This is a genomic window from Henriciella aquimarina (assembly GCF_002088975.1).
GTDB classification, from domain to species: domain Bacteria; phylum Pseudomonadota; class Alphaproteobacteria; order Caulobacterales; family Hyphomonadaceae; genus Henriciella; species Henriciella aquimarina.
The window spans coordinates 181,110-194,192 of sequence record NZ_NCST01000061.1; the positions used below are offsets into that span (position 1 = coordinate 181,110).

Annotated in this window: 13 protein-coding genes; 8 read left to right on the forward strand and 5 right to left on the reverse strand. The window is 62.2% G+C overall.

Annotated features, from left to right (window positions below; translation table 11 throughout):
- Positions 1-44 precede the first annotated feature (44 nt).
- The 3 genes from B8784_RS09365 to B8784_RS09375 all read left to right on the forward strand — a co-directional run bounded on the left by B8784_RS09365 (position 45) and on the right by B8784_RS09375 (position 2,509).
- Complete coding sequence (locus tag B8784_RS09365; RefSeq protein WP_084397688.1) at positions 45-653, forward strand: GNAT family N-acetyltransferase; 609 nt, start codon at positions 45-47, stop codon at positions 651-653.
- 58 nt (positions 654-711) lie between these two features.
- A complete protein-coding gene (locus tag B8784_RS09370) occupies positions 712-1,926 on the forward strand; it encodes an MFS transporter (protein WP_084397689.1) in 1,215 nt (404 codons plus the stop codon).
- Between the two features lie 121 nt (positions 1,927-2,047).
- On the forward strand, positions 2,048-2,509 hold the full coding sequence (locus tag B8784_RS09375) for an XRE family transcriptional regulator (RefSeq protein WP_084397690.1): 462 nt from the start codon (positions 2,048-2,050) through the stop codon (positions 2,507-2,509).
- Positions 2,510-2,701: 192 nt separating this feature from the next.
- Here the strand turns inward: B8784_RS09375 and B8784_RS09380 are convergent, their stop codons facing one another.
- Positions 2,702-3,625 carry an SEC-C domain-containing protein gene (locus B8784_RS09380; protein ID WP_143435397.1) on the reverse strand — a complete coding sequence of 308 codons (924 nt, stop codon included), beginning with the start codon at positions 3,623-3,625 and terminating at the stop codon, positions 2,702-2,704.
- Positions 3,626-5,968 (reverse strand): UvrD-helicase domain-containing protein, encoded by a 2,343-nt coding sequence (locus tag B8784_RS09385; protein WP_084397692.1) that lies wholly within the window; start codon positions 5,966-5,968, stop codon positions 3,626-3,628.
- 87 nt (positions 5,969-6,055) lie between these two features.
- Between B8784_RS09385 and B8784_RS09390 the strand changes: the two genes are divergently transcribed.
- The 3 genes from B8784_RS09390 (at position 6,056) to B8784_RS09400 (ending at position 9,182) form a co-directional block, all read left to right on the forward strand.
- Positions 6,056-7,864, forward strand: coding sequence for an AsmA family protein (locus tag B8784_RS09390; protein WP_084397693.1), 1,809 nt, complete (start codon positions 6,056-6,058; stop codon positions 7,862-7,864).
- 59 nt (positions 7,865-7,923) lie between these two features.
- The gene (locus B8784_RS09395; RefSeq protein ID WP_084397694.1) at positions 7,924-8,565 is read left to right on the forward strand and encodes a hypothetical protein; all 642 of its coding nucleotides are present in this window, start codon (positions 7,924-7,926) and stop codon (positions 8,563-8,565) included.
- A gap of 68 nt (positions 8,566-8,633) precedes the next feature.
- Complete coding sequence (locus B8784_RS09400) at positions 8,634-9,182, forward strand: DUF5655 domain-containing protein (RefSeq protein WP_233356046.1); 549 nt, start codon at positions 8,634-8,636, stop codon at positions 9,180-9,182.
- A gap of 3 nt (positions 9,183-9,185) precedes the next feature.
- On the opposite strand, the gene B8784_RS09405 is transcribed toward B8784_RS09400, so the two are convergent.
- Positions 9,186-9,992 carry an enoyl-CoA hydratase/isomerase family protein gene (locus tag B8784_RS09405; protein WP_084397695.1) on the reverse strand — a complete coding sequence of 269 codons (807 nt, stop codon included), beginning with the start codon at positions 9,990-9,992 and terminating at the stop codon, positions 9,186-9,188.
- Positions 9,993-10,169: 177 nt separating this feature from the next.
- Between B8784_RS09405 and B8784_RS09410 the strand changes: the two genes are divergently transcribed.
- On the forward strand, positions 10,170-10,337 hold the full coding sequence (locus B8784_RS09410; protein ID WP_084397696.1) for a YqaE/Pmp3 family membrane protein: 168 nt from the start codon (positions 10,170-10,172) through the stop codon (positions 10,335-10,337).
- Between the two features lie 38 nt (positions 10,338-10,375).
- On the opposite strand, the gene B8784_RS09415 is transcribed toward B8784_RS09410, so the two are convergent.
- Positions 10,376-11,488, reverse strand: coding sequence for an NADH:flavin oxidoreductase (locus B8784_RS09415; RefSeq protein WP_084397697.1), 1,113 nt, complete (start codon positions 11,486-11,488; stop codon positions 10,376-10,378).
- A 160-nt stretch (positions 11,489-11,648) separates the two neighbouring features.
- Between B8784_RS09415 and B8784_RS09420 the strand changes: the two genes are divergently transcribed.
- Entirely contained in the window at positions 11,649-12,719 is a 1,071-nt protein-coding gene (locus tag B8784_RS09420) for a hypothetical protein (RefSeq protein WP_143435398.1), read from the forward strand.
- Positions 12,720-12,897: 178 nt separating this feature from the next.
- Here the strand turns inward: B8784_RS09420 and B8784_RS09425 are convergent, their stop codons facing one another.
- Entirely contained in the window at positions 12,898-13,074 is a 177-nt protein-coding gene (locus B8784_RS09425; protein ID WP_084397699.1) for a DUF4169 family protein, read from the reverse strand.
- Positions 13,075-13,083: the final 9 nt, after the last annotated feature.

The following is a 13,083-nucleotide window of genomic DNA, read 5'->3' on the forward strand; positions in this document are numbered from 1 at the left end:
GTGGGCCCATTTCGCAGGTGCAGCATAAAACTGGAGGCTGCATCATGACTCATCAGCTTCACATCAAGACATCCGACGGAACGCCGGTCCTGTTGCGCCCGCTAGAGTTGCGCGACGAGGCGGCGCTGGCCGAAGCGATTGGCAGCTTCTCCAACCGGTCGCGTTATATGCGCTTCTTCTCCGGTGTGCAGCCTGTGCCGGCGCCTGTGATCCATCGGCTCGCCGATGTCGATGGGGCTTGCCATCTTGCATGGGTGGCGATCGATGAGTCCAAACCCGAGCGGCCCGTGATCGGGGCCACGCATGCCATGCGCGGCACGGCGGATGAGCCGGTGGCCGACTTCGCTATTGGCTTGGTCGATGCCTGGCAGCACAAGGGTGTCGCCCGTCTGCTCGTCGCGCTTCTGGCTGCGGAATCTCGGGGCAAGGGCATTGCGTCCATGACTGCTGAGGTTCTCTGGGAGAACCGCAAGGGCCGGGCGCTGATGACAACGATCGGGGCGAATAGCACCGGAACGGATGGCGATGTTATCCACTTCCGCTTCGACACCGAAACCGCACTCAAGCGTCTCAATGAGGCGATCCGTGGCGATGCGCAGGAAACGGTCTTCACGGTAATCGAGTCCGGCGGACTGGTACCGGCCGCGGCCTGACGGCCTGCCGCATCGGCACAGCTTGTCTCGCAGGCTGGCTTCACTATCACTGGCCGGGATGAGCGAATCTGCCCCTGAACCGACCAAGAGCGAGCGCAGGCTGTCCTCCACAGAGGTCTTGCTGCTGACGCTTGCCTGTTCGGTGGTGACGGCGAACGCCTATTACATCCACCCGATCATCTCCGAAGTGGCACGCAGCTTCGATGTCGGTCATGGCCTGATCGGCATCGTGCCCGGCGCCAACCAGATCGCGCTGGCGCTGGGTGTCTTCCTGATCCTGCCGCTCGGCGACCGCATCTCCAATCGCAAGCTGGTGACGGTCACCGTGACCGGGCAGTTCCTGTCCATCACGGGCATGGCTTTCGCACAGGACTTCCGCCTGTTCACGCTGGCCTCCACCGTGCTCGGCTTCTTCACCATCGCGCCTTACCTGCTGCCCACCTATGCTTCCAAGCGTATCGACCCGGCCCGCCTCGGCGCGGTGACGGCGATGCTGACGACGGGCATCATTGGTGGCATCCTGGTGGCGCGCGCGGGCGCCGGCATTGTGGCCGAGCTCTTCGGCTGGCGCACGGTCTATTACATTGCGGCGAGCTTCATGCTGGTCGTCTCGATCCTCTTGCCCTTCCTGATGGATGAACGCGAGGCTGGCCACGACACCCAGCCCAAGCAGGGCTATTTCAGCCTGCTCCTGTCGATGGCCGGGCTAGTGAAGCGCTATCCGGAAATCCTGCTCTCGGGCACGATCCAGGGGCTCGGTTTCGGGGTGTTTCTCTCGGTCTGGATGGGGCTCGGCCTGCATCTGCCGGACATGGGGTATGGCGTCGACGTGGTCGGCTATCTCGCCGCCTTCTCCATCCTGAACCTGTTCACGACGCCATGGCTTGGGCGGCTGGCCGACAATATCGGGCCCTACAAGTCCCGCATGATCTTCGCCTCGGTGAACCTCATCGGCGTGCTGCTGCTCTGGCCGATGGGCCATAGTGTGTGGCTGCTGATCGTGCCGGTGATGCTGATGACTCTGGTCGGCCCGGCCGTCGACATCACCAACCGCATGACCTTCCTCAGCCTCGCACCCGAGATCCGCACGCGGCTGATGACGGTCTATATCGTGATGATGTTCATCGGCGGCGGGATAAGCTCATCGGCCGGCACAGCCGTTTACGATCTCGCCGGCTGGGCCGGGAATGCGGTGCTGGCGGGCGTGATGTCCGCGACGCTGGTGGTGCTTTGCGGTGTCGCCTGGGCATGGCGGGGCAGGGCGACCGAGTAGCCGGCATATCCCCGCTGTGGCGGGGCCGTGACGGCTTGCTGACGGCCCGCTGGCGTGGCGCAGAAACGTTTTTTCCGTTTCCTGATCGCTTCTGTTAATGAAGCGAACCCAGGAGAGAAAAATGTCCTTCAAACCGGATGCCCCCAAGATCAAACGCTGGCGCGAGGAACGGCGCTGGTCGCAGGAACATCTGGCCGACCTTGCAGGGATCGGACTGCGCACGGTTCAACGGATCGAGAATGGAGAGCCGGCCTCGCAGGAGTCGCTGAAGGCGCTGGCCGCCGCGTTCAATGTCGATGTCGTGGCCTTGTCCGTCGACCAGCAGGCGGAGGCCGTACGCCTTGTCGCGCTGCAGAACGCCAGGATCCGCTCCGGCATGCGCGTGGCGTTCTGGATCCACCTCGCAAGCTACGTCATGGGCATGATCATCTTCGCCGCCATCAGCATCGGTGTGGGCGGAGACCACTATGCCATGATCCTGCCGACCATCTGGTGGACGGTGGGGCTTTCCGGCCATGCGGTGGCGGTGGTCATCGTGGAAGTCGTGACCCGGCACCAGGATCAGTTTGAAGTGGCGGGGTGAGGGATAGCCTGCCACTCGAGCGGCTGTCACAGCCGTTTACGATCTCGCCGGCTGGGCCGGGAATGCGGTGCTGGCGGGTGTGATGTCCGCGACGCTGGTGGTGCTTTGCGGTGTCGCTTGGGCATAGCGGGGCAGGGGGCGTCGTTCTATTTCGTAGATTGATCGCTTTTAAGAAGTCTCGACGGACAATTGTCAGTCTTTGGCGGATAATCCACGACTGCGCCTGAACTCGGCCATGAAATCTGCATCGAACTCCCTTGCTGTTTCGCAGCACTTTTTGAATTTAATGCCGCTTCCACATGGGCAAGCCGCATTTCGTGCTGTGTCTTCGTAAGGAAGCTTGACGGTCGGCGGAGCGATACCGCGAATTGCAGATGGTGCCCCTTGAATTGTCACACCATTCTTGATGGTTCTTGTAATCATCGACATGATCATCTTGCGACCTGGCAATAATATGGTCTGAGTTTTGCCGGCCATCATCGCTCCGCTTTCTACCCATATGGAGCGCTGATAGCTAGGGTCGAGAGATTTCAAAACTTCGTGGGCAATTTGCCTCATGGATTGATCCGCCGCTCCCAACAGCGGAATTTCTTTGTCCGTGAAGGTCATTTGTGCAGTGAATTTATACTCCCTCAAACGGGTGAAGAAGGGACGCAAATCTCGCGGGAAGTGGGTCCCTCCTCCCATGTTCGCCATCGCTTTTAATAGACGTAAGCGACTAAATGTTGTGCCCTCTTTGTCGTCTATAATGGTGGCGTTTAACCAGTTTGAAAATGATACATTCCGAGCCTGCTCGTACGTATCCAAGAAAGCCTTGGGTCCAGCTGTTTGCGGGCCTAGTACCGCTACGATCAAACCAAATTCAGGTGCAATATTGTAGGGATTATATTGGAAGCTAGTGTCTATGAAATCGACATTGTCCCTCTGGGCGAGACTGAGCAAACATGGGTTATTGTGTCCGTTGTCGTCAGCACAAATAACTCTTAGCGCCCTTGAGATATTTCTGGTTTCGTCGCTGTCTCCCGAGTCAAATTCATGGCAAGACTTACGTAAAAGTCGAAGCTGAACGTCTAGCTCAGCTCTAGCTTCGTCGACTTCTCGAGAGACGTTTGCCAATCAAACCCCCGTCACAAAGGTCGAGATGACCTTCTTCAGCCCCGCCTTCTCGAAATTGACCTGCAGCTTGGTCCCGTCGGCGGCGAGCACCTGGCCATAACCGAATTTCTCATGGTGCACGCGCTGGCCGATCCTGAAGCCCGACGCGCCGGAGCTCTTGGCGATGAGGTCGGCCTTGCCTTCGATGACCGGGCCTGACTTGCCGGCGGACCTGGCGTTTTCCTTCAGCCGCCGCCAGCCGGGCGAGTTGTAGGAGGAGCGCTCGCCGAGGTCCTCGATGGTGCCCTGGAAGCCGTCCTGCGCGCCCGGCATGGTGGAATAACCGGTCTCGCTTACGGCCTCGACATGGTCATGCGGCAGCTCGTCGACGAAGCGGGACGGCAGCACCGACTGCCAGCGCCCGAAAATCATGCGATTGGCCACGAACGAGATCGAGCAGTTCCGCCGCGCGCGGGTAATCCCGACATAGGCGAGGCGGCGCTCTTCCTCGAGGCCCTTCATGCCGCTCTCGTCGAGCGAGCGCCGCGACGGGAACACCTCTTCCTCCCAGCCCGGCAGGAAGACCATCGGCCATTCCAGCCCCTTGGCCGCGTGGAGGGTGAGGATCTGCACCTCATTGCCGGAGCTTTCCCCGCCAAGATCCATCACCAGCTCGACATGTTCGAGGAAGGCTGCCAGCGTATCGAACTGGCTCAGCGCCTGGATGAATTCCTTCAGGTTGTCGAGCCGCGTCTGGCTCTGCGGGGAGCGGTCCTTCTGCAGCATGTCAGTATAGCCGGACTCGTCGAGGACGACCTGCGCCAGCTCATGGTGCGGCATGCCGTTATTGAGCCGGTCGCGCCACATATTGATCTGGTCGATGAAGGTCGTCAGGCCGCGCTTGGCCGGGCCTTTTACCTCGTCGGTCTGTAGCACCATTGGGGTCAGCGTGAAGAGCGAGCGGCCATCCTGGCGCGCGAACATCTGCAGTTTCTGCACCGTCGTCGCGCCCACTCCGCGCTTGGGCTGGTTCACCACGCGCTCGAAAGCGAGATCGTCGTCGGGCGAGCGGATGAGGCGGAGATAGGCGAGCGCATCGCGGATCTCGGCGCGCTCGAAGAAGCGCGGGCCGCCGATCACGCGGTAGGGGATGCCCAGCATGATGAGGCGTTCCTCGAACAGCCGCATCTGCCAGGAGGCGCGCACGAGGATGGCACAATCCTCATAGCTGCCGCCCTTGTTCACCCAGCTCTCAATATCGTCGCAGATGAGACGCGCTTCGGCCTCGCCATCCCACAGGCCGCGCACCTTCACCCGGCCCGCATCGGGATCGGCGGTGGTTTCCTCGCCGACATAGAGCGTCTTGCCGAGCCGGCCCTTGTTCTGTGCGATGACCGAAGAGGCCGCGCCGAGGATATGCGTGGTGGAGCGGTAATTGCGCTCCAGCCGGATCACCTTGGCGCCCGGAAAGTCCTTTTCGAAGCGCAGGATGTTGTCGACCTCCGCGCCGCGCCAGCCATAGATCGACTGGTCGTCATCGCCGACACAGCAGATATTGCCGGTCCCGCGTGCGAGCAGGCGCAGCCAGAGGTACTGGGCGACGTTCGTGTCCTGATACTCGTCGACGAGGATGTATTTGAATTTGGCGTGGTAGTCGGCCAGCAGGTCCGGGTTTTCCTGGAAGATGGTGATGTTGTGAATGAGCAGATCGCCGAAGTCGCAGGCGTTCAGCACTTTCAGGCGGGACTGGTAGATCTCGTAGAGCTTGATCGCCTTGCCGTCGGCGAAGTTCCAGGCCTCTTCCTGCGGCACCTTGCCGGGCGTCAGCGCGCGGTTCTTCCAGCCATCGATGAGGCTGGCGAGGTGGCGCGGTGTCCAGCGCTTGGTATCGATATTCTCGGACTCGATCACCTGCTTGCAGAGCCGGATGGCATCGTCGCTGTCGAGGATGGTGAAGGTGGATTTCAGGCCCGCCAGTTCGGCATGGCGACGCAGGATCTGCGCGCTGATCGAGTGGAAGGTGCCGAGCCAGCGCAGGCCCTCGCCAGCCTCTCCGATGAGGCTCATCGCCCGCTCGCGCATTTCGCGCGCGGCCTTGTTGGTGAAGGTCACCGTCAGCGTCTGCGACGGCCAGGCCAGCTTGGACGCGATGATATGGGCAAGCCGGGTCGTCAGGACGCGCGTCTTGCCGGTGCCGGCGCCGGCCAGAACGAGCAGCGGGCCATCGGTCGTCTCGACGGCTTCGCGCTGTTCGGGGTTGAGGCCTTCGAGATAGTCGGCATTCGTCTCCGGGATCGGCGCGCGCGCGGCGGCCATTTCGGAGATGGAGCGTTGGCGATTCGGGTTGGAACTCATGGCGAACATATAGCAGGGATCGCCTGCATTGGCAGGGGCTGACTGCGCTCACCAACCGTTAATAGAACCCCTTGGCGCACGGCGCGTTTCCTTCTCATGCGCGCCAGAACGGAAAAGACAGTACAGATTACGCTGATGGTCCTGACCGGGCTTTTGCTCGCTCTCGTCCTGTTCCTGCTGGCGCTGACGCAGCCGCGCTTCGGCACGCCCTTCGCCAACTGGGCGCTTGGCACATGGGGCCCGGAAGGCTCCAGCGTGGCTCGCGCGCATCTGAAGTTTCCCGCGCTGACGACGGCTGTGGCTGACGATGTCATCCTGCCGGACCGTCTGGAGGCTGAGAGCGTTGAGGCCCGCTTCAATCCGTTCGGCTTTCTCCCGCTCGTCAGCTGGGTGTCGCGGCTGGAAGGGGCGGATGGCTATATCCGCTTCGACGGGCGCGAAGGCGGAGATGAGGACGATGAAACCGAGCTCAGCGATTACCGCGCCATTGTGGACGAAGTGGCGCTTTCGAATATCGCGCTGCGCCTGACCCGGCCCGATGGTCAGGACCGGGTCATGATCGAGCAGGCCCGTGGCTCCCTGCGCTCCGGCGCTCTCGGCATCAGCGCCACCGGGGCGGACTCAACGCTCGATTTTGAGGGCCATGCCTCCAACAGCCTGTCCGCCATCAAGGGCGATTTGCGCGTGACCGGCGACAATTTCGCAGACCTCGCCGCGCTTGCCGGTCTCGCCGCCCCCGACACTCCGCCTTACGACGTGGTGATGGGCGTCGATATCGAAGACGCGCTCTGGCGGTTCGACGTCCGCCGTGAGACGCGGGTGGGCGATAGCGATATTGCCGGTCCGCTGATCGTGACCTTCGGGGAAGGAACCCCTGTGGTGGACGCCGACCTGGTTTCGGAAACACTGGACGCCGACGACCTCGGCATCGTCTTCGGCATTCCGATCGGCACCGGCGAGGGCGAGACTGTCAGCGCCACGCAGAAACGCGCGCGCCAGGCCTATGATGAAAGCGACCGGCTGATCCCGAATGTGGTCATCGATTTTACCCGTCTCGACGCGATTGACGGCTCGGTCAAATACCGGGCCGCAACGGTCACGGATTCCGTATTCGACCTGACCGGTCTGGAGCTCGATTTCGAGATCGACGGCCGGGTGGTGCGCGCGCCGCTGCTGCAGCTCAGCTTCGATCAGGGCTCGCTCGATGCCTATGCGACGATTGACGGGACGCGCTCGCCGGCAGTGACGACGGCCGAGGGCGACCTGAACGATGTGGCATTCGCCAATCTGGCGCTTGCCCCCTATCTGCGCGGCACGGCCAAGGGCCGATTCAATGTCACCGCGACCGGCGACGGTTTCCGGGCGGCGGCGGACACGCTGGACGGGACGCTGTCCATCTGGTCCACCGATGCCGATGTGCTGGCGCTCGCGGTCGAAGGCGCCGCCCTCGACATTGGCGAGGCGCTGACCGTGCTGGGCGAAGAGGCCGATGACCGCACCTATGCCGAGACCCGTTGCGCCGTCGCGGTGGCAAATATGGAGTCGGGAGTCGCGACGTTCGACCCGGCCGTGATCGATACCGATGACAGCATCGTGCTCGTCCATGGCGATATCGACCTCGGCACCGAGCGCATGAAGCTCTCGATCCGCTCGGATGCGAAAGATGCCTCGCTCGGCTCGCTTATCGGCGATGTCGGCATTGGCGGTACGCTGCGCCATCCGGAGCTGATGCCTTTCAGCGCGAAGACGGTCGCCCAGATCGGGATTGCCAGCATTCTCGGCTCGCTGAGCGGGGGGCTGGCCGCCTTGCCCTTCATCGAGCCCGGCATGGCCGAGGACGCGCCCTGTGGCGCGCTGCTGGCCCGTGCCGAAGCGGCAAGCGGTAAATCTTCGCCTTCCGATTAAGCCAGCGGCAGGGATATTCTGCTACTCACCGGCCGGAGAGTAATACCGGGACCGGAAGCATGACGGACTTTGACCGCGACGCGCTTGTGGCGAAAACCAAAAAGCAGGGCAGCTCGACCACATTCTGGATGGCCGTTGGTGCCTTGCCGGTGATCGGGATTGCCGCCGGGCTCGCCTTTGCGGCGATGCCGTCGGGAAAGCCCTCGCCGGTGAAGACCGCCGCGGCGGAACCGGCTGCAACGCCTCCGGCCGCCGCCCCGGTCCGCGCGGCAAAAAAGAAGGCCAAGCCAGCCTATTCCGCCCATGCCGAACTGAAGCGCTATGCGATGACGCTGACCACACTGCGCTATTGCGCGCGCGGCGGGCTGTCCGAGCACTACATGAAGGCCCATATCAGCTATCAGAACAAGCATGCCGGCAAGGTCAAACAATTGCGCCAGCTCGCGGCAAGCGAGCCGCCGGAGCATAACATGTCGGCGTTCGAAAAGGATTTGCCGACCGACCCGGCGGCCATCATGGTCCAGGGGATGACGGGCCAGCTCGCCATGAACGCCCTGCAGCGCCAGGCACAGTTCGAGTCGATGATGGCGGACACCGAAAAGCAGGCGGCCGGCTATCTTGGCAAAAGCCCGTCCGGCGCGGAGTGCACGCAGTTCCGCACCGACGTCATGACAGGCAAGTACGCGCCCAGGCTGCCCTGATCCGAAAACGCTTGCCCCTGCGTGGGCAAAAGCGGAAGCTCTTCTCTTGACGTGGGAGGAGCGCACAGATGGCCAAATCGCAGGCAGAGATGCTGGAAAGCATGAAGGCGGGGCTGGAAGCGAAGACCGGCAGGCCGCTTGAGCACTGGGTGAAGCGCGTTCAGGACAGCGGTCTCGAAAAGCATGGCGAACAGCTGAACATGCTGAAAGCCGAAGGCCTCGGCCACGGCCATGCCAATCTGGTCTGCCAGGCGGCCAAGGGCCGGTTCGAGGCCGATGAGGATGACCTGCTGGCGGCTCAATATGCTGGCAAGGAGGGGCTCAAGCCCATTTACGAGGCGCTTGAAGCCTATGCGAAAAGCTTGGGGCAAGATGTCGATATCGCGCCCAGGAAGACATCCGTCGCCTTCCGCCGCTCGAAGAATTTCGCCGTCGTGACTGCGGCGACCAAAAGCCGGCTCGATCTCGGCCTCAATCTCAAGGGCGAGACCGGTACGTTGCGCCTGATCGAGGAGAAGCCGGGCGGGATGTGCACCCACAAGATCAAGCTGCAGGCCGCCGGTGAGGTCGATGACGAAGTGAAGGCCTGGATGAAGGCCGCTTATGAGCGGGCGTGAAGCCTAGACTGTCGCCTTTTTTCGCGCGGCCTTGAAGTCCGGCTTGCGTTTTTCGAGGAAGGCCGACACCGCCTCGGTGTGTTCCGGCAGGCTGTAGCAGGTCTCCAGCTTCTCATGCTCACGCGCCTGCATGAGCCGGGTATCGGTCTCGCAGGCATTGGCGCTCAGCAATTCCTTCGTCATGCGCAGCATGGGGGAGGGGTTTTCCGCGATCTCGCCGGCGAGCGCGATGGCGTCGTCGAGAAGACTGTCCGGCTCGGCGAGGCGGTCGGCCAGGCGGATCGCGACGGCTTCCTCGCCGGAGACGGGTTTCGCCGTCAGCATCAGCTCGTGCGCCTTGCCCCAGCCGACGCGCTGCATGAGATAATGCGAGCTTGCCAGTTCCGGCACGATGCCGACCTTCACGAAGACAAGGCCGAACTTCGAATCCCTTGAGGCGACAATCATGTCGAAGGGCAGGATCTGGGTCACGCCGATCCCGAAAGCCGGACCGTTTACCGCAGCGATGCAGGGCTTTGATGCACGGATCAGGCTGATCCAGTCGATGCCGCCGTCGCGCTGGTGCGCCTTCGTCTCTGACTCCTCGATGTTCGACTGGAAATAGGCCTTCATGTCGGCCCCCGCGCAGAAGCCGCGGCCTTCACCGGTCATGACGATGGCGCCAATATCCTCATCTTCATTTGCGGCCGTGATCGCCTCGCCGAGCTCCCGGCTCATCTGCGGTGTCCAGGCGTTCAGCGCCTCGGGCCGGTTCAGCGTGATGAGGCAAACGGGACCCCGGTTTTCAACCTTGATCTGCTCATATGACATAGCGCACCTCCCTGATGTTTTATCGAGGAGGATGAGCGCCGTTCCGCCGCGGCAGTCACGCGGAATCTTTATGCGAAAGCCGGTCGCTGGGGCTTCAGGCGTCCCTCAAAACGCATGCCGCACCGGAACGGGGCCGGGCGAAGGCGCGTTCTGTCTGGTATCCAAAGGAAAGATAATATGTCCCTTCTCACAATTCTTCTCTGCATATTCCTGCCGCCGGTCGCGGTGGCTCTCCGCGCCGGCATTGGACTGCAGCTGGTGATCAATATCGTCCTGTGCTTCGTGCTCTGGCTTCCGGCCGTCATCCACGCCTTCTGGGTGAACAGCCGCGGCCCTGTGGTCTAAGGCGGAAAGCCTGAACACGCCGCTTTGTCCGGCCTTAGCTAGTACAGCGTCGCCATGGATTTGGCGTCATAGCCTGTAAGCTCGTCGGTCCGGCCTTCCTTGATCTTCTGGGCCCAGAACGGGTCCTGCAGGAGGGCACGGCCGACCGCGACGAGATCGAACTCACCCTTGTCCAGGCGCTCGATGACATCGGTCAGTGGGCGCGTCTTGGAGTCTTCGCCGCGCATGCCGCCGATAAATTCGCCTGACAGGCCGACAGAGCCAACGGTGATGGTTGGCAGGCCGGTCAGCTTCTTCGTCCAGCCGGCAGCATTGAGGCCCTTCTCGCCGTCGACCTCCGGAAACTCCGGCTCCCAGAAGCGGCGCTGGCTGGCGTGCAGTATGTCGACGCCAGCATCCACGAAGACTTTCAGGAAGGCTTCCAGCTCCTGCGGCGTCTGGGCGAGCTTTACAGCGTAGTCCTGCTGCTTCCATTGCGAGAAGCGCAGGATCACGGGAATGTCCGGGCCGACGGCTTTCTTCACTTCGGAAATGATCTCTCCGGCGAATTTCGCCCGCTCGACCAGGCCGCCGCCATACTTGTCCTCGCGCTTGTTCATGACGTCCCAGAAGAACTGGTCGATGAGATAGCCATGCGCGCCATGGATTTCGACGGTGTCGAAGCCAAGATCCTTCGCGCTGGCGGCCGCGTCGGCATAGGCGGCAACCATGTCGGCAACCTCTTCCTCGCTCGGCGCTTCGAAAATCTGCTTGCCCTTGTGGGTCGTGCCGGAAGGGCTGTCGGTCGGTGCGTCCGGATAATGGCCGGTGCCGGCCTTGCGGACCATGCCCTGATGCCAGATCTGCGGCCCCATCTTGCCGCCTTCGGCGTGGACTGCATCAATCACATTCTTCCAGCCTTCCAGCGCCGGTTCGGTGTGGAAGAGGGGGAAGTTGGGATTGTCGGCCGCGCCCTTGCGCCGGATCAGCGTGCCTTCCGACAGGATGAGGCCGACATCGGCGCCTGCCCGGCGGGCATAATAATCGCGCACCTTGTCGGTCGGCACGCCATTGGGGCTGAAGCCGCGCGTCATGGGCGCCATGACGATGCGGTTCGGCAGATCCAGGCCTTTCAGCCGGAAGGGTTCGAAAAGCGGGGCAACGGATGACATCTGACCTCTCCCAATCCTCAGAATACTTCACCAGGCAAGTATCTGGCGCAGCCGTCCGCCCGGATCAATGATTTTTCCCTTCACGATGCGTTCAGTACGCATTCACTTGAGCGTTCCTAAACTTCCTGTCACGAATGCCGCCTCGCATGGGAGGGACGTAATGAGATCAATAATCGCAATGGCCGCGCTTTGCGTCGTAGCGGCCTGTTCGACACCGGGGATCGACTATGCTGCGCGCCTTGTGCCCCCGAATACCGCCGCTGTGGAAACGCGAAGCGTGGATGTCGGCCGCTTCGACGGCCCCGCGGGCAACTGGTATGAAGGCCGCTTCGAGGCCATGCTGGCCAATGCCACGTTCGACGGTGAGCCCTGGTTCCGGATTGCCCGTTATAGCGACGGCACAGTCCCCGAAGGGCAACGCGCAGGCATTTATGAAGGCGTGATCGACATCACCGAGTATGAGGCTGAGGAGTACACCCAGACGGTCAAGAAATGTGTTGAATGGGATGGCATCTTCGATTGCGAGCATCGCGAGGACGTCGAGGAAATCTGCCTGCGTGAGGAGGTCGAGGTCGCCGTATCGCCGAGGCTGGTTGAGTATGGCACCGGCGAGATCCTCTTCCGGGCGACCTATTACGGTCATTCCTCGCATGAAAGCTGCGACGAAACCTACTGGCACGGGCGTCGCGGGCGACGCCATGACGGCCATTACAGCTACGGCCTGTTCGGCGGTGTGCAACCGCCCCAGGACATGGTGATCGATGCGCTGGCCGACACCCTCCACCAGGTCCGCGTCGATATCGCGCCGCGAAACACAACGCTGAAGGCTGAGTTCATCGACGAAGCCATCGACCCGGTCGTGCGCGCGGATCCGCGCTTTGAGCAGGCAGTGAAAGCCGGGCGCGATACGCCGAATGCGTCCTGTATGGTGTGGCGGGATTTGCGCGTGGCCTATCCGGATGCCCCGGCGGTGACGCATAATCTCGGGGCCTGTTACGAGTCCGCAGGGGACTATCTCGGCGCTCACACGCTTTATGCCGAGGCGGCCGAACAGTCCTCGGCCATCAGTGGGGCGGGCCAGCCGGACAAAGCCTTCCGCAAGGCGCTGGCGCGTATGTCATCCTATCGATCGGGGCTTCAATTGCTTAACCGGCTCACGGGTGAAGAGGCCGGCTGGGAGCAGTTTCCGGACATCAGGACAAGCCCGGAAAGCGATGGTGTCGGAAGCTAGGGGCTACCAGGCCCAAGCCATGCCATGCATCGCATAACCAGCCGCGACGGCAACGAGAAAACAGGCGGTAATGATCGAGACCTTGTGGGCGATCTTGGTCATGGCAGCATCCTTCCTAGCTCTTGCGGGGTAGCCCTTCCGGGCAATTCCCATGCCGACATGAACGCAGGACAACGGATCACCGTTCCCGTTTTTTCGCCTCAATCGCCTTTCTGAGCTTTTCCTGTTCGGTCGCCTCAGCCTGTTTCTGTGCCTTCGTACGGCCGAATTTCGCCCGGTTCTCAGACGCTTGTTGCGCCTTGTCGGCCCGCGCTTTCGCCTTGCGGGCCTTGTTCAGATTGATGGGCTCGGCCATGGCGGAGCG

What these genes read in the sequence shown, in the direction of transcription:
- B8784_RS09390 (WP_084397693.1), top strand. Translation starts at nt 6,056, where the DNA reads ATGCGCGCCAGAACGGAAAAGACAGTACAGATTACGCTGATGGTCCTG.
- B8784_RS09365 (WP_084397688.1), top strand. Translation starts at nt 45, where the DNA reads ATGACTCATCAGCTTCACATCAAGACATCCGACGGAACGCCGGTCCTG.
- B8784_RS09410 (WP_084397696.1), top strand. Translation starts at nt 10,170, where the DNA reads ATGTCCCTTCTCACAATTCTTCTCTGCATATTCCTGCCGCCGGTCGCG.
- B8784_RS09375 (WP_084397690.1), top strand. Translation starts at nt 2,048, where the DNA reads ATGTCCTTCAAACCGGATGCCCCCAAGATCAAACGCTGGCGCGAGGAA.
- B8784_RS09420 (WP_143435398.1), top strand. Translation starts at nt 11,649, where the DNA reads ATGAGATCAATAATCGCAATGGCCGCGCTTTGCGTCGTAGCGGCCTGT.
- B8784_RS09425 (WP_084397699.1), bottom strand. Translation starts at nt 13,074, where the DNA reads ATGGCCGAGCCCATCAATCTGAACAAGGCCCGCAAGGCGAAAGCGCGG.
- B8784_RS09405 (WP_084397695.1), bottom strand. Translation starts at nt 9,992, where the DNA reads ATGTCATATGAGCAGATCAAGGTTGAAAACCGGGGTCCCGTTTGCCTC.
- B8784_RS09385 (WP_084397692.1), bottom strand. Translation starts at nt 5,968, where the DNA reads ATGTTCGCCATGAGTTCCAACCCGAATCGCCAACGCTCCATCTCCGAA.
- B8784_RS09395 (WP_084397694.1), top strand. Translation starts at nt 7,924, where the DNA reads ATGACGGACTTTGACCGCGACGCGCTTGTGGCGAAAACCAAAAAGCAG.
- B8784_RS09370 (WP_084397689.1), top strand. Translation starts at nt 712, where the DNA reads ATGAGCGAATCTGCCCCTGAACCGACCAAGAGCGAGCGCAGGCTGTCC.
- B8784_RS09400 (WP_233356046.1), top strand. Translation starts at nt 8,634, where the DNA reads ATGGCCAAATCGCAGGCAGAGATGCTGGAAAGCATGAAGGCGGGGCTG.
- B8784_RS09415 (WP_084397697.1), bottom strand. Translation starts at nt 11,488, where the DNA reads ATGTCATCCGTTGCCCCGCTTTTCGAACCCTTCCGGCTGAAAGGCCTG.